13 protein-coding genes, 2 tRNA genes and 2 pseudogenes are annotated in these 23,225 nt (G+C 38.0%); 7 read left to right on the top strand and 10 right to left on the bottom strand.

What is annotated here, in order from left to right; genetic code table 11:
• Together J7R10_RS06750 and J7R10_RS06745 are read right to left on the bottom strand one after the other, a co-directional pair.
• The coding region (locus tag J7R10_RS06750; RefSeq protein ID WP_208436395.1) for a filamentous hemagglutinin N-terminal domain-containing protein at positions 1 to 3,112 on the bottom strand (3,112 nt) is incomplete at its 3' end.
• 24 nt (positions 3,113 to 3,136) lie between these two features.
• Positions 3,137 to 4,906: a ShlB/FhaC/HecB family hemolysin secretion/activation protein gene (locus J7R10_RS06745; RefSeq protein ID WP_010705342.1), complete on the bottom strand. Its 1,770-nt coding sequence runs from the start codon at positions 4,904 to 4,906 to the stop codon at positions 3,137 to 3,139.
• 906 nt (positions 4,907 to 5,812) lie between these two features.
• Here J7R10_RS06745 and J7R10_RS06740 point away from each other — a divergent pair.
• Positions 5,813 to 6,122: pseudogene (locus tag J7R10_RS06740) on the top strand (hypothetical protein); the annotation flags it as partial.
• Here J7R10_RS06740 and J7R10_RS06735 read toward each other — a convergent pair.
• The 3 genes and pseudogenes from J7R10_RS06735 to ilvA form a co-directional block, all read right to left on the bottom strand.
• Positions 6,110 to 7,168: pseudogene (locus J7R10_RS06735) on the bottom strand (DEAD/DEAH box helicase); the annotation flags it as partial. The pseudogenes J7R10_RS06740 and J7R10_RS06735 sit on opposite strands and share 13 nt — an antisense overlap.
• A 343-nt stretch (positions 7,169 to 7,511) precedes the next feature.
• Positions 7,512 to 8,042 (bottom strand): hypothetical protein, encoded by a 531-nt coding sequence (locus J7R10_RS06730; protein WP_010705344.1) that lies wholly within the window; start codon positions 8,040 to 8,042, stop codon positions 7,512 to 7,514.
• A 37-nt stretch (positions 8,043 to 8,079) separates the two neighbouring features.
• Positions 8,080 to 9,357: a threonine ammonia-lyase IlvA gene (gene ilvA / locus J7R10_RS06725; RefSeq protein WP_010705345.1), complete on the bottom strand. Its 1,278-nt coding sequence runs from the start codon at positions 9,355 to 9,357 to the stop codon at positions 8,080 to 8,082.
• Between the two features lie 147 nt (positions 9,358 to 9,504).
• Here ilvA and J7R10_RS06720 point away from each other — a divergent pair.
• Positions 9,505 to 9,590: transfer RNA gene (locus J7R10_RS06720), tRNA-Leu, on the top strand.
• A 303-nt stretch (positions 9,591 to 9,893) separates the two neighbouring features.
• On the opposite strand, the gene J7R10_RS06715 is transcribed toward J7R10_RS06720, so the two are convergent.
• The 3 genes from J7R10_RS06715 to J7R10_RS06705 form a co-directional block, all read right to left on the bottom strand.
• A complete protein-coding gene (locus J7R10_RS06715; protein WP_010705346.1) occupies positions 9,894 to 10,754 on the bottom strand; it encodes an outer membrane protein in 861 nt (286 codons plus the stop codon).
• 674 nt (positions 10,755 to 11,428) lie between these two features.
• On the bottom strand, positions 11,429 to 11,701 hold the full coding sequence (locus J7R10_RS06710) for a hypothetical protein (RefSeq protein WP_010705347.1): 273 nt from the start codon (positions 11,699 to 11,701) through the stop codon (positions 11,429 to 11,431).
• Positions 11,695 to 14,064: a mechanosensitive ion channel family protein gene (locus tag J7R10_RS06705; protein ID WP_010705348.1), complete on the bottom strand. Its 2,370-nt coding sequence runs from the start codon at positions 14,062 to 14,064 to the stop codon at positions 11,695 to 11,697. The genes J7R10_RS06710 and J7R10_RS06705 overlap by 7 nt, the downstream gene beginning before the upstream one ends.
• Positions 14,065 to 14,249: 185 nt before the next feature.
• Here J7R10_RS06705 and J7R10_RS09970 point away from each other — a divergent pair, with 185 nt between their 5' ends.
• The 4 genes from J7R10_RS09970 to J7R10_RS06690 all read left to right on the top strand — a co-directional run bounded on the left by J7R10_RS09970 (position 14,250) and on the right by J7R10_RS06690 (position 20,027).
• Positions 14,250 to 14,624, top strand: coding sequence for a hypothetical protein (locus J7R10_RS09970; protein ID WP_010705349.1), 375 nt, complete (start codon positions 14,250 to 14,252; stop codon positions 14,622 to 14,624).
• Positions 14,625 to 14,695: 71 nt separating this feature from the next.
• A complete protein-coding gene (secD, locus tag J7R10_RS06700) occupies positions 14,696 to 17,203 on the top strand; it encodes a protein translocase subunit SecD (protein WP_010705350.1) in 2,508 nt (835 codons plus the stop codon).
• A 104-nt stretch (positions 17,204 to 17,307) separates the two neighbouring features.
• The gene (locus J7R10_RS06695) at positions 17,308 to 19,077 is read left to right on the top strand and encodes a cation:proton antiporter domain-containing protein (RefSeq protein WP_010705351.1); all 1,770 of its coding nucleotides are present in this window, start codon (positions 17,308 to 17,310) and stop codon (positions 19,075 to 19,077) included.
• A complete protein-coding gene (locus J7R10_RS06690; RefSeq protein ID WP_010705352.1) occupies positions 19,074 to 20,027 on the top strand; it encodes a lysylphosphatidylglycerol synthase transmembrane domain-containing protein in 954 nt (317 codons plus the stop codon). The genes J7R10_RS06695 and J7R10_RS06690 overlap by 4 nt, the downstream gene beginning before the upstream one ends.
• 325 nt (positions 20,028 to 20,352) lie before the next feature.
• Here J7R10_RS06690 and J7R10_RS06685 read toward each other — a convergent pair whose 3' ends face one another.
• On the bottom strand, positions 20,353 to 21,906 hold the full coding sequence (locus J7R10_RS06685; protein ID WP_035000720.1) for a TerC family protein: 1,554 nt from the start codon (positions 21,904 to 21,906) through the stop codon (positions 20,353 to 20,355).
• 454 nt (positions 21,907 to 22,360) lie between these two features.
• Between J7R10_RS06685 and J7R10_RS06680 the strand changes: the two genes are divergently transcribed.
• Positions 22,361 to 22,436 (top strand) — tRNA-Lys (locus tag J7R10_RS06680).
• 392 nt (positions 22,437 to 22,828) lie between these two features.
• Here J7R10_RS06680 and J7R10_RS06675 read toward each other — a convergent pair.
• The coding region (locus J7R10_RS06675) for a DNA adenine methylase (RefSeq protein ID WP_246787410.1) at positions 22,829 to 23,225 on the bottom strand (397 nt) is incomplete at its 5' end.

Below are 23,225 nucleotides of genomic sequence, written 5' to 3'. Positions count from 1 at the left end.
AGCTGATATGGCGAAATTTGCCATTGGCTATATCTAAAGCTTTATTGCGGCTTCCATCAACATTATAGGCATAACAATTATCAGTGCCTGCCTTACAGCCTAGATAGGTATTTTTATAAGCTGTTGCCCCTAAATTGGTCAGCACATTGGCGTGGATATCGGCGCTTCCTTCCGCTCTCATAATGCTATAATGGTTGTCAATGGTATCAGCGTTAATAATGAGATTACTGCTAGACTGTATCATCCCCTGAACGGTCGGTTTATGCGAAAACCTCTGTGTGACAGTTTGCTCTGTCATATGTGACCAGTTACTATTCCCGAGCAATCCTCCCCACCTATCACCATTCCAGGAATACCGGTATACGGACAATTGCTTCTTTATAGGCTTATGTTTCCAAGTAAAAGACTTATAGACTGTTCCGTCGCTTGAAATTGCCGTGCCATAGGTTTCTTCTTTGCTTGCCCAAAGAGGAACATCCAAAAAAATTTCTACGTGTCCTTTCCAAAGTCCGTTATCTTCTTGATATTCGTGCCCCTTTCCCCAGAGATTGGGACCATCTTGATATAACATCCCATCACTGAGCCTATCAGATCCCTCTGGTTTTTCGAATGAAAGGGTTGCATATTCGGATGTTTCAGTGATGACTGGCGTACTATCGGCTTGGTTTTTTAGGGATTTGGTTTGAATAGCGAGGGTTCCACCGGCCTGAATCAAGCCCGCTTTGTTGACAAGCGAAAGGTTCTTTCCTTTGCCTTGTGCATTGGTAAAAAACAAATCACCCTCCGCCAAAATGGCGCCAAAATCATTCAACACAGTGCCATCAACTTGTAAAGCACCATTGCCCTTCACATAAATTAAACCCGTTTTGCTATTAGTTACATTGCCCGTAACGCTAAAGATTAAATCCTGCCCCGCTGCCAATTGACCGCTATTTTCAAGCCCCCCTGTTTTGATGACGAAATCTCGTGCCGCTAAAACAGAGCTGTCCTGATCCACCATAACGCCTGGAGCAATAAAGAGAATATCTCCAATTCCACCCCCATCTCTTACGGCTTGCAAGCGTGCATTGTGAATGTCAAGTGCATTGCTGCTGTTAAAATCTAAACCACCATAAATCAGCGTACTACCCGAAACATCAATATGGTCCCCCTTTAAATACAACGTTTGCGGGGTGTAAATATGAGAACGATTATTGCTTAAATCAAGGGTTGTTGCCGTCAATCGCACATCCCCACTAACAGACAGCTCATTCTCAATACTTATCCCTCCAGACAGCGATGTCAGGGTTGCTATGCCATAGCCCATGACATGATCATAATAAATGTCGTTGCCGGCAAAAAGTTCAATATTGCCACCACTAACAATTTGTCCAACCTTGACGCCCTCTTGTGCTATAATAAAAAGTGAGCCGTGTTCATCTAAAACAAGATCACCTGTCTCATCTCCCTCAACGATACCTGTAATAAGCGTCCCAGCATCCAAACTTCCAACCGTTAAAATGGCATCACCCCTTGTCATCAGAGAAGTAAAATCAACCGCCCCACCCTCAATATTTGCCTTGCCATAGGCTAAAAGTTGTCCAAAATGAACGGGGGCATTTGTATTTGGTTGTGCATGAATAGCAATATTTTGATGCGACAGAATTGTTTGAGAAACAGAAAGCCCGTTATGTGAAACCAGGGTGATATCTCCTGCTCCATAAACACTTTCAGCGACAATCGCCCCATGACTGCTCTCAAGATCAACATCCCCTTGGGGGCCAAGAACAACAACACCAGTAGCACCCGTTGCCGCCATATCAACCCCACCAGCTAAAAGCTGCACCTGGATATCACCACCGACATGTGCCTTGAGGCTCCCTTCCGCTAACACGACCCCCTCAATGTTCAGATTACCCCCTGTTTCAAAGCTCACATCAGCACCGGATCCAACTTGAGAAACTTTCATAGCATCACGCGAAGACAGCTCCATGTTGCCCCCAGACGTTGCGTTTCCGGCAATTGATAAAAGCCCATCTTGCACCTCTATTTTCAAATGACCATCGGCACCAACTGTTTCTAGCGTGACACCTTTTTTTGCTGCAATCTCAATAGTCTTTTTTGACGTAATGCTTTTTGCCAACACGCTTTGACTTTTTGATTTGAGAACAACACCCCCGTGACCAAAAACATTCTTCAATGAGATTTTCCCATCAGCAGAAAGCTGCAGCTGCCCGGCATTTGCTGCCATATCATGGCGCATGCGAACCCCAACACCTTTTTCTGTCGCTACAAGTTTAATACGATCCGCCTGCAAGGCGCCCAGTGCAGAACCATCTATCGCATATTCCGGTTTACCGGTAATATCGGTCAGTTCTTTCATTTCCCGTGAAGCATAATCAAAGTGACCCGTCCCTGCTGTCACTCCAATTTCTCTACCCGCAACAGCGCCTTCAAAATGCACCGTGCGTGAAACAATATCAACAATATCAACAGCTCCCTTGCCAGAGAAAAAATTTGCTCCCTTTGCTCCAAAGCTGATATCCCCACCTCTCACCTCAAAGCTTTTCAGAAAACCGCTTGCATCAATTTCGGGGATACCCGTGGTTAAGGTTGCATGGGGCGTATTGATAAAGCCACAACCATCACAGCTTATGCCATTGGGATTGGCTATAATCACATCAGCTTGACGCCCAAAAACTTCCGCTGGACCATTAAGCGCACTGCGGTTGCCACTGGTCACTTCATTTAAAATCACTTTTGCCGCACCAGTGAAACGCAAATGGGGATTACCCGGCATAATGCCCCCCAATTGCGATTGTCCTACCTCCCCTACATGATTGTTGAGAATAACACCTGGATTGCCAATATTGAAATCGTGATATTTATTGTGCGATAAGCCCTCGCTATTGGGGGTAACAATATCTATCGAGGGAACCCCATTGGGGGCCGCCACAATATCCGGACGATTGCCTGCTCCAGCGTTAGGATCAGCAGCAATTTGCGCTTGGAGCATTGAAGGTTGTAACAAAACAGAAAAACCTATCCCACCTAGCAAAACCTTTTTAAGCATCGTACTGGAAACTAAAACGCTAAATAAAGCTGCTCTGTTTGTTCTATTCTCATATCTCATGCTTTAACTCCCCAATAAAGATGCTTAAAGATTCATTGTTAATGTTACAAAAGCCGTGCCAGACTTCTTGTGTTTGACGGTACTCCACAAAACACTCGAATAGCTTGCATCAAGGGAAACAATGCCCCCTACGAGCTTTACACCTGCCGTCCAACCGGCAAGCTGTTCACCGGTCATTCCATATAAGGCTTGCGAAAAAACACGCCCATAATCCAAACCAACAAAGGGACGAAGTTCGCCAAAAAACTTTTTGAAAGAAGCGCTGTTGCTCCATGGCACTGTGCGCAAAGACAAATCATTGCGGCTAAAAAAACCATTATTGCCAAAAAGCAAACTCTCACGCGTACCACGCACATTGGAAGCCCCACCCAAAGAAATCTGCTCCGCACCCAATAAATTATGAGGAGAATATTGCCCCATCAAAAGAGTGTTGAGGATAAAATCCAATCCTCCCACCTTAAAGGGTATCATGGTACTCAGCGTGCCGGTAAATTTAGCAAAGCGAGGCTCCGCATCTCCTGCCCCTGGATCATGTTTCTTAACAGAATGAAACAAACCAAGCCCTTGCAAATAACTCACATCAAAGGTCCAAGTTCCCCCTAACATCTGGCGCGAATGCGAAATCCCTAAATTGGCAACACTATATTGACGGCTGCCAACCTCAATCTTGTTGCCAAGCAGATAATTGTTCGTTCTTTTATAAGAAAAACCCAAATTGAGTGTGGTAAGCGAAACACTATCACGATGGATCACTTTGCTCGCACTGCCATGTAATTCACTGGAATTGCCCGTCGTTTCAATCTCTGTAAAATTGCCCTTAATAATGCTCTGGTAATCATAAACAGAGCCATTCAATCCAAAGGTCCAATAACCGTAAGGAAGACTCACACTCGCTGAAATATTGTTGCTATGCCCCTCTTGTTTGCTTTCGCCCCAATAATCGGGTTCACTGCGTTGATAGCTAAAATCCCACGCATCATTGATCCCTAAAATATTTTCTACCTTTAAGCCCGCACTATAACGCGCATAACCCGTGGAGACTTGGCCCAGATTGTCATGAGAAATGGTAACCCTCAAAGCTTTACCGGGCTGATTGCTAATATTAACAATGGTGCTGCCCTCTTCACGACCAGGTAAAAGTTCACTTTGTGCATGCGCTGAGGCAAGCCTGTTGATCTGATCAAGCCCCTGTTCAATATCGCGCATATTAAGAATGCGGCCCTTAAACCCCGGAAAAGCACTCCACACAACATTGTTATAACGAGACGCCGGAGAACCATTATAGTAAATCTCTGAAAGCTTGCCTTCAACAACAACAAATTTGAGCGTCTTGCTGCTTTTGATATCTTGATCAGGTATATAAAAACGCGCTGTCACATAACCTTTATCCAAATAAAGCTTGGTTAACTGTTTGATCATTGTCTGGATCTCAGAAAGACCGATACATCTTCCAACATAAGGATCTGTTACTGCTGAAACAGCGTGCTTTTTGACATGATGCACTCCCTCAACAACAATATGATGAATAGCAAAGCAATCTCCACTGCCAAAGTGCGTACCTTGTTCTTGTTCAAGAGAACTGTTTATTCTTCTAGGCGTTAAAGCACGTAAATGCTCAAGCTTCTGTAATCTTTGCTGCTCAGACTGTTGGCGAAAAAAGGCATCTGTTGGAGACTGTAGATACAAAGCAGAGGAGCACGCATAAACACTTACGCCATGAAACATGGCAAATAAAACAAAAACGGCTAGAAAAAGCCTTAAAAAGCTTTTTTGACGTAAAAATACAAAAAACAATACAGATGTCCCCCGCTTTTGATTATTCAGTAAGCATTGCTTTAAAAGCAACTAAAAACTTGATCTAAACTGAATAAACATCTCATAAATTAAGAATTCCCCTCGTATAGATTTTTTTAATGAATGAGAGTAATACTTTTACATTCAAATATAGATGCGAATAGCACAATATCTTTTTCCTACTCAAGTATAAAAAATCTTTTCCCCATATCTATGCCACTAAATGCTTATCCTGCCCCATGAAGTAAAAAACTAAAACCCCTTTCCACCACCTAAATAATAACCCTAACCCCTCAAAACTGATTTTCAGTGGCATTCTGTTAAATCACCTTTTTTAAAAAGAATGATCAAAGTTGCTTTGTAAAAAAGTTTTGTATCTTTTGGCAGTTTTGTCTGTTGATTACCCCCCCCATTTTTTAAAAAAATTGAGATAAAAATAAAAAACATTATATTTCAAGGTGCGGTGCCTATTAAGGCTGTATAAATTACAAACTCTTATAAACGTAATTCACAAAATTTTTTAAAAGCATCCAATAAAAATAGCCATGCATTATAAATTTAAAAATACGCATCATAAGATGCGTTTTTAGTTCTTATGAAGTTTAAAAGAAAAAAATAATGCAATTGCGTACTATAGAGTCAAATAGATGCAATAAAATAGTAATAATTGATAAGAATATAATAATATTTCCACACAATGGATTTTTAAAAATATCAAAAAAGATTAAACAGCCGTTGACCATAAATGGGTATTTTGATAAACAAATATTCGCCGTGTTTTCAGTACCCGGTGCCCTTATGGGTTGTAAATTGAAAACTCCATTATGAATAGATGTTATCATGAATTCTACAGTAAAAAATAGAAAGCCATCCCAAAAATATGAATTGACCAATGAAATAGATTGTATGACTGGTCTCACATTGTAGCGTATACATGCTTTAAAAGACTTTGATGATGTCTGGTGATTTAGGTGGTTTTATTGAAGATGAAAACAACCTTTCTCATGATGGCAATTGCTGGGTTTATGATGATGCGTTGCTTTATGATTATGCCCGTGTTTTTGACAATGCAAAAATCTATGGCAATGCGCACGTTTTTTATAATGCTTGGATTTGTAATTATGCAGGAGTCTATGGTGATGCCAAGGTTTCAGGTTTTGCTTGCATTCAGAGCCATGCAAAAGTTTATGATCATGCTGTTATTCGCAATCGGGCTCCCTCAGCACCTTCATCAAAAAGTGTTATCGCTTCACCAGAAGCACCATTGCGCCCTGTACGACCGATACGATGCACATAACTTTCAGCTTCATCTGGTAAATCATAATTAATAACATGGCTTATTCCTGGTATATCAATACCGCGCGCTGCAATATCTGTTGCAACAAGAATCTGTACAGCTCTTTCACGAAAAGCTTTTAAAGCAGACTGCCGAGCATTTTGTGATTTATTTCCGTGAATTGTAACCACAGAATACCCGCACTTTGCTAAACTACGTGTGACAGCATCAGCACCGTGTTTAGTCCGAGTAAAGACAATAACCGAAGCAAAAACCGGATTTGTCAAAAGTTTACCTAAAACACTCTTTTTTTCACGCGTAGAAACACAATATAACTTTTGAATAATCTCCGCAGCGGTAGTCCCTTGAGGAGAAACCTCTATTTTTACTGGTTCATTGAGCAAACACTTTGCAAGTCCAGCAATTTCTTTCGGCATTGTTGCAGAAAAAAGTGCTGTCTGACGCTCTTGATGCAAAAGTTTTGCAATATCTCGTACATCATTAATAAACCCCATATCTAACATACGATCTGCTTCATCTAGAACTAAAAAATGAGATTGAGAAAGATTAACGCATTTTTCACGTACAAGATCTCTTAAACGCCCTGGTGTTGCGATCAAAACATCCACCCCAGCACTCATGCGCTTAATTTGTTTTAAACGTGATACCCCACCAAAAACAAGACAGGTCGAAAGATGCGTTCCTTTCGCAACAGCACGAATTGTTTCATCAACCTGAACAGCAAGTTCACGTGTCGGAACCAAAATCAAAGCACGTGCAGTTTTAGGGGAACGTTTATCACCCAAAGCCAAAATCTGATTTAAAATAGGTAAACCAAATGCCAAGGTTTTTCCCGAACCTGTTTGTGCAATCCCTAACACATCATGCCCTTTTAGCATCACGGGAATCGCTTGTTCCTGAATAGGTTTAGGTTTACTCATACCAGCAATGAGCAAATTCTTAATCAAAAGAGTAGATAAACCCATCTTTGTGAAAATATTTTCTTTATTATTCAAAATAAAATCTTTCCTCAGTTCAACAACTCTAAACGAGTAACAAGCTGAAATCTACTCCTCAAGAATCCGCGCAAAAGAGATCTTGATATTTCAAATTTGTGAAGTAAACGCTTGAAAGAGCGATTTGCGCAACCTGTGAACACCCTGAAATCAAGGTAAAGGCATACAAATCTTACTTATATAAATCTTAATTTATAAAAAGCCGGCAAACCAGCTTAAACATCTTCATGGATATTATCGTTGGAATATGATAAAAAAGCAAGAAGTTTGAGAAAGTTATTTCTCATAAACAAGAAAACAATATCTTAATCGTTTATTTCCTTATTATGGTTTCCTTAGGTAAATGTACTCTATAAAAGTCAGAATAAATTTCTAGAAAAACCGGATTCTGTACAGTTTTCTGACCACCATAGATCAAATACCATTGCGTTTTATCAAAAATCGCCAAAGTTTTATATTGAATAATGCGATCATTCGTCTCAAGCATGGTTGGAATCAAAGCATAAAAAGTCCCTCTATCCGTTTGCAAATAATCTATGTTTTTCTCATCTAAATGATAAGCACCAGAAGGCAAATTCTCAAATTGAGCATGCAACTGTTTAAGAAAACCGTGACGTAAATCATCCTCTGTCTTATTTAATCGGCGCGCCATTTCTTTGTAAAGCCGATCGGGCATATAAGCAGAAAGAAGTGTAAAATTGCCATTTTTTACAGCATTATTGACATCAACGACCAATTTTGAAAGTTCAGTTTTTCGTACTATCTCTAGTTCAGATGCCACACTCTGTTTATCAACACTTAAAAACAAAAACACTCCCAGTAAAAAATAAAAAACAGACTTCATTCTTCATATCTCTCATGTTTGCAAAAATTTTAGCTTCTCAAATAACAAAATCAAACAATGTTTGATCATCGGTGATATCACGATAGCGCCAACCTAAAGCTCGAAACTTTTTTTCTAAGAGACAAAAATTATCGTATTTTTTTGTTTCAATTGCGATCAATACAGAACCAAAGCTTCTAGACGATTTTTTAAGATATTCAAAGCGCACGATATCATCATCTGGAGAGAGTTGAGCAAGAAAATGACGCAATGCACCAGGATGTTGCGGAAAACTAAAAATAAAATACTTTCTCAAGCCCTGAAAGCGCAAAGAGCGCTCTTTAATATCTGGCAAACGCTCAAAATCAAAATTACCACCTGAAATAACGAGAAGGACTTTTTTGCCTTTTAATTCTTGAGGGGGAAGGCTCTTAAGAGCATCGATTGATAAAGCCCCAGCTGGTTCCAAAACCACACCTTCAACATTAAGCATCTCAACCATTGTAGAACAAACACGATTTTCAGGAACTGTAATAACAGAATCAGGTGAAAATTGCTTAAGCATTGTATAATTTAACGCACCAATTTCCGCCACAGCAGCACCATCTACAAATGTATCGATATTTTCAAGTTTGACACGTTTTCCACTCTTCAAACAAGCAAGCAAACTCGCCGCACCTTGCGGTTCAACAAAACGAATCTCTGTTTTCCAACCATATTCATGTAAAAACTTACTCACTCCACTAGCCAAACCACCACCACCTACAGCGACAATGATTAAATCTGGCGCGCTCTCTCCATTAAGTTTTTTCCATTGTAAAACAGTCTCACTAAGAATTGTAGCTTGCCCTGTAATAATGCGAATATCGTCAAAGGGCGGAGCCATGACGCCACCACTTTGTGAGACAAAAGATTGTGCAGCCGCATAACATTGATCAAATGTTTCACCAACTAAACGAATATCAACAAACTCTTCACCAAAAACGCGTGTCTTATCAATTTTCTGTTGCGGAGTCATCACAGGCATAAAAATCACGCCTTTACGTTTAAAATAGCGACAAACAAAAGAAACACCTTGCGCATGATTCCCCGCTGATGCACAAACGAACGCAGAATCTTGAGATATCTGCACAAGCATTTCTGATACAAAATTAAAAGCACCGCGAATCTTATATGATCGCACTGGTGTTAAATCTTCACGTTTCAAATAAATTTCTGCATCATATTTTTGACTCAAAAAATCATTTCTCTGAAGTGGTGTTTCAGCAAACACATTGTGCAAAGCCACCATAGCTTTATTGACGTCTCGAATAAATTTACTCATAACACCAGTCATTTCATGCTTCGTTAATATTACACAGGCTTCTTCTAGCTCTAAAGGCAAACATTGTCAGTCAAAAATTGAATAAAATACGAAAAGTTCTACTCTTAATCATTAATTCTTGATTCAACAAAAGATATAGCTTATGAAAGAACTCTTATCGCGGACGTGATGAAATCGGTAAACATAGCAGACTTAAAATCTGCCGGTCTAAGACCTTGCGGGTTCAAGTCCCGCCGTCCGCACCACTACAAGCGGATTTTCCCTTAATAGCTTAGAGAGAATGACACATTGAGCTGCTTAAGCAGTTTCTATAATGCATTTTATGCCACCAAATAGCTCCATAATAACAATTTCAATTGTGAATCATATTCTTTTGAACATGCCTCTTATGAGTACCAATAATCTCACAGCTCTTCCGCTCCTCGACACAAGCAATTAAATCAATGCCCTCCTTTTCTCAGCATACATAAAGGATAATATTTGATAGAACAGCCAAAAAAGGCCCTATCTTTTGATAGGGCCTCTTAAAAAATTTAATTTTACAAAAATTAGAACTTGTAAGCTAAACCAATACGCAAATCATTCGTTTTATACTTAAGTTCAATTTCATCTTTAAATTTCTTTTTACCAAAATCTGAATAACGATATTCCGCACGCGCAATAACTTTATCTGTCACTGCAAAGTCAACACCACCACCAAGAGTATAACCAATCATTGCTCTTGTAACATCTGAAGTAGCATTAAAGGGCTCTGCTCCCGTAATTGATGTCGACAAAATATCTTGAAACTTTCCATAAGCAACACCACCAGAAATATAAGGCATAATACGACCAGCAGAATAACCAACACGCACCCGTGTAGCGCCATTCCATTTTTGTTTTAAAGTATGAACAAAAGTTATACTGCTTTTTTCTGAATCTTCTCCTCTTCTTGACTTAGCGCTCACTAAATATCCTTGAGCTTTATCTTCCCCACTTTCTACAACTTCACTTTCCTCAGACTCCTCAGTCTTAAAAAGAGTTTTTGTATCCTTTCGACCAATTAAAAGGAGATCCGTATCGATTCCCCAAATAAAATGATTACCAAAATCAAAATTGATACCTGCATAAAAACCACCTGTAAAACCAGAAGGTTCAGGCATGTACTTTTTCTCAACTAGTATCCATTCTTTCTTTCGAGCATCCTCATCAGGATAAAGAGGAACATTAACATTAGGCGTAAGTGCAGAGGCTTTACTCGAAAAACCACCAATTTGGCCTCCGAAATAAAAACCTGTCCAAGAAAAAGAAGAAACAACAACTGGTGAAGCAACATGTTCTGGCGGTTCAGAAATCACCACATCTGCTGCCTGTACCATAGAAGCTGAAAAAAAAGTAAAAACGGATGCTGTTATCAATCTTGTATTCATAAAATTATACCCCACTGTTATTATTTAAATATAATAAAAAATCATATCCAACAAAAACAAAATTTTATAAACTCTTATTCTTTAAATTTACATATACTTTTATCTCTTTATATCAAAATTTAATTTTAGTAAATAAATTTTGATAACCTTTAATATTTAATAACAATAAATACTTGAAATATAAAATTTTATCTAAAAAATAATTTATATTTTCTTTTAAAAGAATTATATTAAATAATAGCGATGACTTTTATTGCATCATTATTTATGATAATATTTTTATAAACAGCTTAAAAAAACAACTTACCTTGTTGTAATTATAACTTAATGAAATTAATTAAATAAGTTACAATAAATGAATAATAAACTCATCTATCGTATAACCATAAAATCATTTTATACGAAAAATATTTCAACAAAGATTATTGAAGGAAAGAAATCACTGATAGCATTTCAATTCTTTGCTTTTAAAAATGTTTAAAGATTCTTACACTGAAAACACAATTTCAAATACCGCACATAGAAAAGGCGACCTCTCTCACTTTCCCAATGGGAAATCTCACACAAAAACCATAGTTTTCTACTAACTTCTCATCATAACATTTTTCAACAAGTTCAAGAATAATATCCTTGTCTTTCCAAATCTTGTCTTGGAATCAAAGGCTTCAACAATTTTATTTAAAAATTGCTCTACCTCCACTGATTTCTATATTATCCTCTGCCTTGATTGCAAAACGATCTTTATTAGGAAAAGTAATAAAACACCCCTTCATACAAATCGTAGCTGTTTGATTCGTATTCAACGAAATATTTAAGGGGATACTCCCTTCCACAACGATAAGAGATTGTACCTTTAAATCAGTATTTCTCACAGTTGCAGCGAAAGTTGTTAAAGTTAAAATATCAAACAGAATAACTGCAATAAAAACACACATCCATCTTAACATTCCAAGATTCCTTCCTCAACAAAACGTTTATACAATACAAAACGAAGAGCATTGGTCACCTTAGAAGGTGAAATAATGTTAGGTACATAAATAGCCAAATTAAATGAAAATTTTTTACTATCAAATGCAGTAAAACTCACCTGCGGTGCAGGATTTTTTAATATTCCTTCTGTTACAGATGCAATTTCTAGCAAAATTTCAACAACACGTTCTGGAGCAAGATGAGAAGAAACAGTAAGAGGGATATCAATCCGCCCCATTTTACTCCGCCGAGTCCAATTACTGACATTATTATTGATAAGACTTGAATTAGGAATAATAATCGTCTTGCGCTGAAATGTTTCCAATTCCGTTGCACGGACACTGATACGTTTGACAATACCACCTACTGATCCAGATTCTACATAGTCTCCTAGTTTAAAGGGTCTCCCAACCAAAATAATAAGCCCAGATACAAAATTTTGAACAATATTCTGTAAACCAAAACCTATACCAAGCGAAAGGCCACCAGCAATAAGAGCAAAATTTCTAAGATCGAAACCTGCCATTGACAATGCTATCAAAGCAGACACAACAACACCAGCATAACTTATAACCGTTTTGATGGAATTACGCACACCAGTATCGAATTCTCCATGCACCAATATTGTGCCATCCAACCAACCAATAAATCGACGAATGACAAAAAAACAGGTGAAAAAAATAACAATTCCTGTGAAGAGAGAAATCAAAGAAATAGATACATTTCCAATTTGAAAACCAGTCATTAACTGCCACAACACGGCTCTCAAGTCAGAGTACGAAAAACCAAACTGCACAGCTATTGGCATTGCGCAAAATACAATAACAAACAAATTGAGAAAAATACTCAGAACACCCCCTAATTGATTCATCGTTTTCTCTTCTAAATGCAACCATTGCATCAAAGTATGGCCAACGATCGTTTTCATAAATTGGCCTTTAGTTCCAAGTGCTTGTGCACTTTTTATCCCCAAATACATGAGAACTAAAAATGCACCACCAATGATAATCTGCTGCATAATAAAACGCGCTAAACCAACATAACCCAAAAAATTCATCACAAGGAGCAATAATCCTAAGAGAATGAAAGAAATGCGTATATAAAATGGCCAAAAGTATGGTTTTGCTTCTTCATTCAGCAAACGCCCACGTTTGAAACGCAAAGGAACAAATGCAATGACAAAAAGCAGCATCGCTACAAGAAAAACAGCAATAAAACTTTTTGCAATTGTCAGAGATAGAGAAGCTGAAATTATTTGATAAATACTATCGAAGACAGCATCAAGTGCCAAGATTATACCTAAAAAAGTGAGTAAAATCACTAACTGATATGACACTGACGCTGCAATATTGAGAAGACGGGGTGTATCCGATGATAAAAGAACAACGGCTAAACGATTAATCAAAAAGACTAAAATAATTTGATACCCTATCGCATCAAATACTGCCGTGAGTTTTCCTGGATCTAAGCTAAAACCACGAAACAAAAATAATACGAGATAAACGCAAATAACACATATCAGCGAAGGAAGAAGCACGGAAATAAAAGCAACGAATAAACGTTGTAGATAAGATATTTCCTCATTTTTTTTGGCCCAATGCGTGTGCACATAGGCAAGAACTTTACGAGACAAATAAGAAAGTCCTAAAGCAATAAAAAGTGGAATAAAAAAGGAAAGGAATAACTGTAATAGCTTGAAGTAAAATATAAAATTCCACCACGAACTCAACAGAAAAAGAAAATCCGATGAAGTCTCTTTTGTTTTCTCAATGATATGTTTAACCATTGGGATCGAAAACTCAAACTTGTGCGTAAGTGTACGTTTAAAAAGCTCTCGAGATTGAGAAATAGCAAGTTCGTATATTCTATTTGTAGTCAAAAAGATTGCTTCAAACCGAAGTACTATACTATTAATCTTAGCTTTTTCCTTTATCAAGTGAGAACGCTCCTCACCTATTTTTTGTACATTTTCCGAGTCACTATGGAGCTCTGTTAATTGATCAAGAAGTGCATTAATATCATTCAGAGGAGCACGTAAAACAAGCGCTGCTTCTAAAGCACGTTCACTGATATCTTGTGCACGCAAACGCAGTTCTGTCAAAGCTCGTTCATCTTCTATCTTATTTTTAAAGTCTCTTTTTAAAATTTCCGTATTTTGTTCAAGACTCTTAATAAGAAGCTGTTGTTGTTGAATAATTTCATCAATTGACTGAGAAGTAATCGCTTGTTCGACGACTATATTTTGCGCCCCAAGCTGCCCCCATGCACAAAAACTAAAGACAACGATAATCGTAGAAATAAAGAAAACTATACGTAATTTTTTCCCAAAAAATGAATACATATCTGCCTTAGATCTATAAAGAGGAATCTATTCCCCCCTCTTAGAAAATATGGTATGAAAAAAATATTTTCAACTTTTATAAAATAATCTTATAAAAGCTTCCCCTTATTCTATAATACTGATAAGTAAGATAATGGATATCTTGTAAGCTGTGAACTCAACAAATTAAAGAAGGCGCCTCTAGCATGTTTTTTTTGCACCTCTCTTGCAAAAAAGAAAATTTTCTCCCTCTTACAATTTGGCTTCTTCTGTCAAGTTTTGGCGTATTATTGACGAGCAATCTAGGGACGCGTTCTTATTTAATCAAAAGACCACAAGAAAATAATATAGTGAAAACAGAGACGCTTTATCCACAAAATAAGCGTGAGCAATTGAATGTTATAACAACTGGAAACACAAAGTTTATAACATTCCATACAAATCCTATTTTACCTATCGGTACTTTTTATCCCCCTCTCACATTAAGTCTCTTTCTCATAATTACCACAGTTATTTACACACAACTTAAAAACCTTCAAACGCAATATTTTTCAAATAAACGCGCTCCTCCTCTTGCTTGAATTATAAAACTATCATCTTATCTCAGCCTTTAACTTTAATAATCTTAAGATTACCTATAGCGGAATATATCATGCGTACACCCGGTTGGTTAACTACTCTTTATTGTTTTATTCTTTTGAGCAGCATTTACGTTGCCTTGCCCAATTTATTTTCGCCAGAACAGGTTAAAAACGCACAATTCTTACCCAATACCCGTGTAATACTTGGGCTTGACCTTCAAGGAGGCTCTTCTCTCCTCCTCGAAGTCGATAGCAAAACGTTAAAGCGCGATCAATTACACATAGTTTTAGCAAATGTGCGTAATACACTCCGCGAAAAACAAATCCCTACATCGAGTGTTCGTATTATCGAAAATAGCGTCGTTGCAGTTATTTCTGATCCATTACAAACTGAAAAAGCACTCTCTGCTTTGAAGACATTGATAACCCCTATACACAATAGCTTTGGTACCACAGCTCATGATATCGCTATCAGTTCTCAAAATGAGACTATCCGTGTCATATTAACCGAAGCTGGTATGAAAGATCGTATAAGCAATGCTATTGAACAAAGCTTAGAAGTCATTCGTCGCCGTATAGATCAAGTTGGTGTGACTGAGCCTGCTATCCAAAAGGTAGGAACTGATCGTATTATGGTTCAATTGCCAGGATTACAAGATCCAAAGCAACTGCGTGATCTTTTAGGAACAACGGCTAAAATGTCCTTTCATCTGGTACCCTCTAATGTGGATATTAATACCCCCTCTCCAGGTGTTTCAATCCTTCCTGGATATACGGATGAAAAACAACGCTTCGCAATTTATGATCAAATCGCCTTAGATGGAAATGTCCTGAAAGATGCCCGTGCAGGTTTCGACCCGCAAATGCCAGGACGTTCTATTATTTCATTTACCATGAACTCTGCTGGTGCTAAAACATTTGCGGAAATAACACGACAAAATATTAACCGTCCTTTTGCAATCGTTCTTGACAATAAAGTTTTGACTGCCCCTACTATCAATAGTGTTATTCCTAATGGACAAGGTCAAATTACAGGAAACTTTGATCCCAAAGAAGCCTCGACTTTGGCTGCTCTCCTCCGCGCTGGTTCCTTACCTGCACCACTTACTGTGATTGAAGAGAGAACTGTAGGTCCAAATCTTGGTGCTGACGCAATCCGAATGGGGCTTTACACCGGCATAATTGGCTTCGTTCTTGTTACGATTTTCATTTTTCTTCTCTACAGAGTTTGGGGTATCATTGCGAATATAGCATTAGCACTCCACACGATTTTAACATTTGCTGCACTAAGTCTCTTGGGTGCAACCCTCACACTTCCAGGTATTGCTGGTATTATTTTAGGCATCGGTATCGCCGTTGATGCCAATATTCTCATCAATGAACGTATTCGTGAAGAAAGCCGAAAGGGTGTCAGCGCCTTTGCAGCCTTAGATCGTGGATTTAAACACGCTTTTGCCACCATTGTTGATGCCAATGTTACTGCAATTATTGCAACTATTTTACTGTTTTGGTTTGGTACCGGTCCTGTCCGCGGTTTTGCTGTCACAATGTTGCTTGGTATTATCATTTCCATGTTCACGAATATCACTATTGTGCGCATCATGATGATTTGGGTAATCCGTAAATGGAAAATTAAAACTCTGCATCTTCACTCTGTTTTCAATATTATCCCACAAACTACCTCTTTTCACTTTATGAAAGCGCGCTTCGTCGGTATTGGCGTGTCAATTGTTTTATCACTTGCTTCAGTTTTTCTGTTTTTTAAGCCTGGCTTAAATTTTGGAATTGATTTCATTGGTGGAAGCCAAATGAGTATTACCACGAAAGCACCAGTAAATTTAGCAACCTTGCGTTCCAAGCTTTCTACCCTTAACATTGGTGAGATTACACTACAAAATATTGACAATGCAAACACTGTTCTGATTCGTATGCAAAAACAAAGTGGCAGTGAAGCACAACAAAGCGTTGCCATTGATAAAATCAAAGCAGCAGTACATACCATCTACCCAGATGCCACATTCGATCAAATAGAGGTTGTTGGTCCCAAAATTTCAGGTGAACTTGCCACAGCTGCCTTTACTGCTGTGATTCTCGCTGCAATTGCTATGTCCCTCTATATATGGTTGCGCTTCGAATGGTTCTTTGCCGTTGGGGCGATTGTAACACTCATTTTAGACACCACAAAAATGATTGGTTTTTTTGCTTTATTTCAATTTGATTTCAATTTAACGGCCATCGCTGCTCTTTTAACAATTGTTGGTTATTCGATAAATGATAAAGTTGTTGTCTATGACAGAATGCGCGAAAATATGCGCCTTTATAAAAAAATGCAGTTGCGTGAACTCATTGATCTCTCCATTAACCAAGTTCTTGTTCGCTGCCTCTTTACATCAGCAACCACAGTTCTTGCAATGTTACCGATGGCGATATGGGGGGGAAGTGCAGTCCATAATTTTGCGGTCCCTATGGTCTTTGGAATTATTATTGCAACCTCGTCCTCTATCTTTATTGCCGCTCCTATTTTACTCCTGTTAGGAAATTGGTGGCAAGAACGGAATAATCGTAAGAACCCTCAATGAAAATAAAAATGCCATGCTCATTCCCAGACTATCCTTTCTCTTTTCATAAAAAATTACTGCCATTTCAACTCACTCATTTTTTGATAAAAAGTCGTAAATAATCCATGCTCCATGACACACCACTGATTACAACTATTGTTGCAGGTTTATGTTTAGCATTTCTTTTAGGAATGGTTGCGAGCCGTTTGCGTATTTCACCACTTGTGGGATACTTGTTAGCAGGTGTTATTGTAGGGCCTAACACGGGTGGCTTTAAAATAGATTCTGTTATTATCAACCAACTTGCTGAAATTGGTGTGATTTTGCTGATGTTTGGTGTAGGGCTCCATTTTTCATTAAAAGATCTTTTATCTGTAAGAACTATTGCTATCCCTGCTGCCATTGCACAGATGGCATTTTCTACTTTTCTAGGCTTATGTCTTGGTCTAATCATGGGATGGGGATTTGGCGGTAGTCTAGTCTTCGGTTTAGCTTTATCAATAGCTAGTACTGTTATCCTCTTGCGTGCTTTGCAAGAACGCCATCTTATTGAAACAGAAAAAGGACGCATTGCGGTTGGTTGGTTGATTATTGAAGATTTAGCGATGGTTCTTATACTCGTTCTCATTCCATCACTAGCAAACATCCTTGGCAATACAAAAAAAGAAGCGGTTGATCCTCTTGTTCAATGGTTAGATTTAAGTATTGGGGGAATTTTTGGTCTCACCATCTTGAAAGTTCTCATCTTTATTGCCCTTATGCTTGTTATTGGACGGCGTGTTATCCCATGGTTCTTAAAGGTGAGTGCACAATCAGGATCACGGGAATTATTTCGTCTTAGCGTTTTTGCGATTGCACTAGGCGTAGCGTTTGGAGCAGCCCATTTATTTGGTGTTTCTCTTTCTCTTGGTGCTTTTTTTGCAGGCATGGTTATGAGTGAATCAGAATTAAGTCACCGTGCAGCTGAAGAATCCTTACCACTACGAGACGCATTTTCTGTTCTCTTCTTTGTCTCTGTAGGCATGTTATTTGACCCAGGAAAACTATTCACCCATTTTTTTCCTCTCTTAGCAACGCTCTCCATTATTATATTAGGAAAATCTGTTGTTGCATTTTTCATCGTTAAAGCTTTTCGCTATTCTAACGCAACAGCCTTGACCATTTCTGCAAGCCTTGCCCAAATCGGAGAATTTTCTTTTATCCTTGCAGGTTTAAGTTTGAGTTTAGGACTTTTAAACAACGACGCCCATGATTTAATCCTTGGAGGTGCGATTCTTTCTATTTTGCTCAATCCTCTTGTTTTTATTGCCTGTGATAAGATTAAAAAACGTCTAGAAAATTTGCCTACGAATTTACAAGATACACAAAAAATCAGTGATGTTGATCCGCAAGCTTCTGACCAAGATTTTTTACCAACAACTTTAACAAACCATATCGTGATTATTGGCTACGGACGTATTGGTAAATGTGTTGCATTATCCTTAACAAACAGAGGTGAACCTATAGTGATTGTCGAAGAATCAAAACGCCTTTCTGATAAAGCAATTGCAGACGGGTTCGAAGTCATTTGTGGTAATATTATTCAACAAGAAATAATGAACGCAGCAAATATGAGTGCTGCATATAAAGTTGTTATTACAATGCGAAGTACCATTGAAGTAGGAGAATGTATAGTAAATATACGTGATATGAAGAAGGACATTCAGATAATCACGCATGCATTATCCGATATAGAAACAACTTATCTCATTGATTTAGGTGCAAATGTTGTAGTAACGGATGATGAGGAAATTGCCAATGGTATTATCGAGCATATAGAAGGACAAAGATCTGTCAAAGATATGCACAATCATGAACTAAATTTAAGAAAACATGAAATGGATAAAGAAGCGTGAAAATAAAGCAATTTATATGGCCATTTATTGGCATTCTAGCAATGCTAATTTCTATCCGCATTCTTTATGTAAAGCTTTCGGCCATTTCTTTTGGTGATGTACTGGAACGCTTAAGTAATTTAAATGCACAAGACTGGTTGTTAGCCTGTTTGTGCTCTCTTCTAGCTTATGCTGCTCTTGCTGGGTATGACCGCATTGCCTTGCAACATCTGGGCCATAAAATTTCTTGGATTTTTATCGCTATATGTTCGTTTACTACCTATGCACTTTCACATAATATTGGTGCTTCTGTTTTTTCTGGCGCAGTCGTACGCTATCGCGCCTATAAAATGAAAGGATTAAATGGAACAGAAATCGCAATATTGGTAGGTTTTTGTTCTTTTACTTTTGTGATAGGTACAATCTTACTTTTTGGAATTGTTTTGATTCTGAAACCCGAAATTATTACTCTCATTCATGATGAACTTCCTAAATGGCTTGGAACAACAATTGGAGCAGTTCTGCTCAGCTGTATAGCACTTTATACTTTTGGCAGCTGGCTTCAATTTAAACCCTTACACTTAGGAAAAAAAATTCAGCTTTCCTATCCGCGGCTGAAAATTGTCTTTCAACAGCTTCTCATTAGCCCTCTAGAGCTTTTAGGAGCAGCAGGAATTATATACGCTGTCCTCCCGCACACTACAGATGTTCATTTTATTTCTGTGCTCGGTGTTTTTCTGGCATCTTTCACGATAACTCTTCTTTCCAATGCCCCTGCCGGAGGAATTGGTGTTTTGGAAGCTTTATTCATAACAGGCATGCCCAGTGTAAATTCAACTGATGTTGTTGCAGCACTTATTGTATTTAGAATGCTTTATTTGATTATACCACTCATCATTTCATTATTCATCGTAGCAATTTTTGAGACGCAACAATATTGGAAACGGAGCCCCAAAACACCACCTAAATAAATAAAGGAAGATCATAGCTTTCTCTTTTCCTGCACGTGTAAATAACAACAACTGCACAGAATTTAATCTTGTATATCAGTCAAACCTTTATCTTTTTACTCTTGGGGAGTCTTTTTTCATATCAATCTGCATGGTAGAAAATACATAAGGATATTTGATATTATCATTCCTCTTCAAAAAATCATTCATAAATCCACCCAATGAACCTCTGTATAGAAAAACAACTGCTTCTCTAACTATTCAATAGTGATCAAGATTAATTACTATTTTATAAGAGAAAGTGTTTTTCTATCACCTTACTTATAAAGTAATGTGCTTTTTCTGGTCATATAAGTGGAGAAATAAGGATTTTAGATAAATTCCGGCGATCGATTTCGATAACTTTAAAGCACAAACCATCAGCTTCAAAGCTTTCCCCTTCATTCGGTAAGTGACCAAACCGCCAAAGCATAAATCCTGCCAAAGTCGTATAACGATCTGCTTCATCAACAAGATTACGCCCAAGATAACTACTTAAACGACGGATATCAGCATATCCTTCAACAAGAAGGCTTCCATTTTCAAGTTGTTCCGCTATCATAGGTTCTTCATCATCATCAGGAAAATCACCTGCAATGGCTTCAAGAATATCCGTTGGTGTTGCAATTCCTTCAAAAGATCCATGTTCATCAACAATAATTGCCAGCTGAATCGAGGAATGACGTAATTGCTCCATCAACCGTAAAACGCTGGTATTTTCGTGAACGACGAGTGGTTCTTTCATGGCTTTTTTCCAATTGATTTTTTTTCCTTCAGCCAAATTCAAAAGAAGATCTTTTGTCAAAGCAACACCAACAAATTCGTCCACTTTCTCACGTGCAAGAATTAAGCGACTATGTTTAACCTGTTGTAGTTCTTCACGCATTTCATTCTCGTCACCATTTAAATCCAACCACTCAATCTCATTGCGCGGCGACATAATAGAGCGAACAGAACGATCTGCCAAATCGAGAACACCACGAATCATCTCTTTTTCTTCTGGTCTAAATAACTCAGAAGCTGCTGCCTGTTCAGCAATAACATCTACAGTCTCACCAAGATTACCGTCTTTGTTTCCCCCACCTAAGAGTCTCAAAACAGCATCAGCTGTTCGACCACGTAGATCATTTGTTGTAATCATCTTCTCACGATTACGACGCCCAATTTGATTAAAAGCTTCAATAAGAACGGAAAAACCAATAGCAGCATACAAATATCCTTTTGGAATATGAAAGCCAAATCCTTCAACAATAAGGGTAAAACCTATCATCATCAAAAAGCCAAGACAAAGAATTACAATAGTGGAATGACGATTAATAAAACGCATAAGCACGCCAGATCCACACATCATCACCCCCATAGCAGCAATAACTGCTATATACATAACCACTGCCTGTTCTTTGGCAATCATACCTGTTGCAGTAATAATACTATCTAGAGAAAAAACAGCATCCAGCACCACGATTTGCACAATAACCTGCCAAAAAACCGCATAAGCAATGCCTGTTTTTCTTTCATGCGACACTCCTTCTAATCTTTCATGTAATTCTAGCGTTGCCTTTGCCAGTAGAAAAACCCCACCACCGATTAAAATAAGACTATGCCAACTAAAGATAAAAGATGAGAATGAAAAAATGATCATATCAAGATTCATTACCCACCCAATAACCGTGAGAAGAAAAAGCCGCATAACTAATGCTAAAGTGAGGCCTATCAAGCGTGCACGATCACGCAAATGCAGTGGCAATTTTTCAGCTAAAATCGCAATAAAGATGAGGTTATCTATTCCTAAAACAATTTCAAGAAAAACCAACGTGACCAAGCCAAACCACACATGGGGATCAGCGATCCAATCCATCATAGTTCACCCTTTAACAACTTAAAAGTGCGCAATTGATAAAACAGATTCATGAGCTTTCATTCGCACAATTGATCAAGAAAATTGCGTGCAAAAAAATTGCGTTAGCAGAAAGAAAAGTACTTCTTAGAGGCGCGCAGTTATTGATAAAATTTACAAAATAGTACAACAGCCTAAACTTCTTACAATCACAAGAAGGCTCTTCTGAATTTTTCTCGGGCATTACGCTCGATAATCCTCCAACTATAGTCCTGTAATAACCAGAACATTTAATTTATAGAGCCTTTTATAATGGGTCTATTTTTATCTAAGATCAAGAGGTCTATATCATATTTTTAATTGTATAACCAATCTCGTTATAGACTTTAGCATTTTCAGATAAAAAATAAGAAAATTATCTAGACTTCCTTCCTTAGGAACGTTATAGAATTGCTATCCTTATCTTTCAAGAAGCATTGGGTGATTAGCTCAGTCGGTAGAGCAGCTGACTCTTAATCAGCGGGTCGTGGGTTCGATCCCCTCATCACCCACCATACGCTTTTAAGCTTCATGTAACTTATTTGTAGCTTGCCACTGTAGCTTGCCACCAGGTTTTGTATAATTTGACAGTAGGTTTTGTACCAATTTATTTTTTTCAAAGAGGTTTTGAAGGATCATTTAGAGTTGCTTTTATGAGCCTTATTTTGCTCTGCTCAGGAATCGCAATTTGAGATGCTTCATCTTTTCCATCAATCCCATTATTTGACAGCTAAAATCTGTAAGATATGCATGCAGAGACCAGCAAATTTTGTCTCATTCGCATCATATTTTGTAAAAATGACCTCCTTTTCAAAGGATTTTCATTTTTTCAAAGGGTTCTCAAAGGGTCTTCAAAGACCTTTCAAAGGTCATTTAAAGCCCCCTTTCATGAATTTTTTTTCTTTTCCTAAAGATCGCAATTTGAGATGATCAGCTCTTGAGCGGGCATCGGATTATTTGAACCACATGTATAAGATGTATTCACCTCTTTTCGTTTAAATTGGCTAAAGGTTGATCGGATCTCTGGCACATCATTAAGAGACAGAACAAACTTTCCCTTTAATTGGGCAAGCAGTGTGGACATTTTCTGGTAATCCTCTCGCTTAAACAAATCTTTGCCATAGCAATTCTCAACGCCAAAATAAGGTGGATCAAGGTAAAACAAGGTCATTGGCCGGTCATAACGCCTAATAAAATCAAACCAGTCTAAATGTTCAATGGTCACATTTGATAAACGCCGGTAAATCAGCTTTAAGAACCCTTCAAGTTTGAAAGAGTTAAACCGTGCACCACGGTAGGGATTA

Origin of the sequence: Bartonella vinsonii subsp. berkhoffii ATCC 51672 (assembly GCF_902825225.1) — a bacterium.
Taxonomy (GTDB): Bacteria; Pseudomonadota; Alphaproteobacteria; order Rhizobiales; family Rhizobiaceae; genus Bartonella; species Bartonella berkhoffii.
The sequence above is the reverse complement of the archived record's forward strand: the minus strand, read 5'-3'. Positions and strand labels throughout refer to the sequence as shown.

What these genes read in the sequence shown, in the direction of transcription:
- J7R10_RS09970 (WP_010705349.1), top strand. Translation starts at nt 14,250, where the DNA reads ATGTTTTTTTTGCACCTCTCTTGCAAAAAAGAAAATTTTCTCCCTCTT.
- secD (WP_010705350.1), top strand. Translation starts at nt 14,696, where the DNA reads ATGCGTACACCCGGTTGGTTAACTACTCTTTATTGTTTTATTCTTTTG.
- J7R10_RS06715 (WP_010705346.1), bottom strand. Translation starts at nt 10,754, where the DNA reads ATGAATACAAGATTGATAACAGCATCCGTTTTTACTTTTTTTTCAGCT.
- ilvA (WP_010705345.1), bottom strand. Translation starts at nt 9,357, where the DNA reads ATGACTGGTGTTATGAGTAAATTTATTCGAGACGTCAATAAAGCTATG.
- J7R10_RS06705 (WP_010705348.1), bottom strand. Translation starts at nt 14,064, where the DNA reads ATGTATTCATTTTTTGGGAAAAAATTACGTATAGTTTTCTTTATTTCT.
- J7R10_RS06730 (WP_010705344.1), bottom strand. Translation starts at nt 8,042, where the DNA reads ATGAAGTCTGTTTTTTATTTTTTACTGGGAGTGTTTTTGTTTTTAAGT.
- J7R10_RS06695 (WP_010705351.1), top strand. Translation starts at nt 17,308, where the DNA reads ATGCTCCATGACACACCACTGATTACAACTATTGTTGCAGGTTTATGT.
- J7R10_RS06685 (WP_035000720.1), bottom strand. Translation starts at nt 21,906, where the DNA reads ATGATGGATTGGATCGCTGATCCCCATGTGTGGTTTGGCTTGGTCACG.
- J7R10_RS06710 (WP_010705347.1), bottom strand. Translation starts at nt 11,701, where the DNA reads ATGTTAAGATGGATGTGTGTTTTTATTGCAGTTATTCTGTTTGATATT.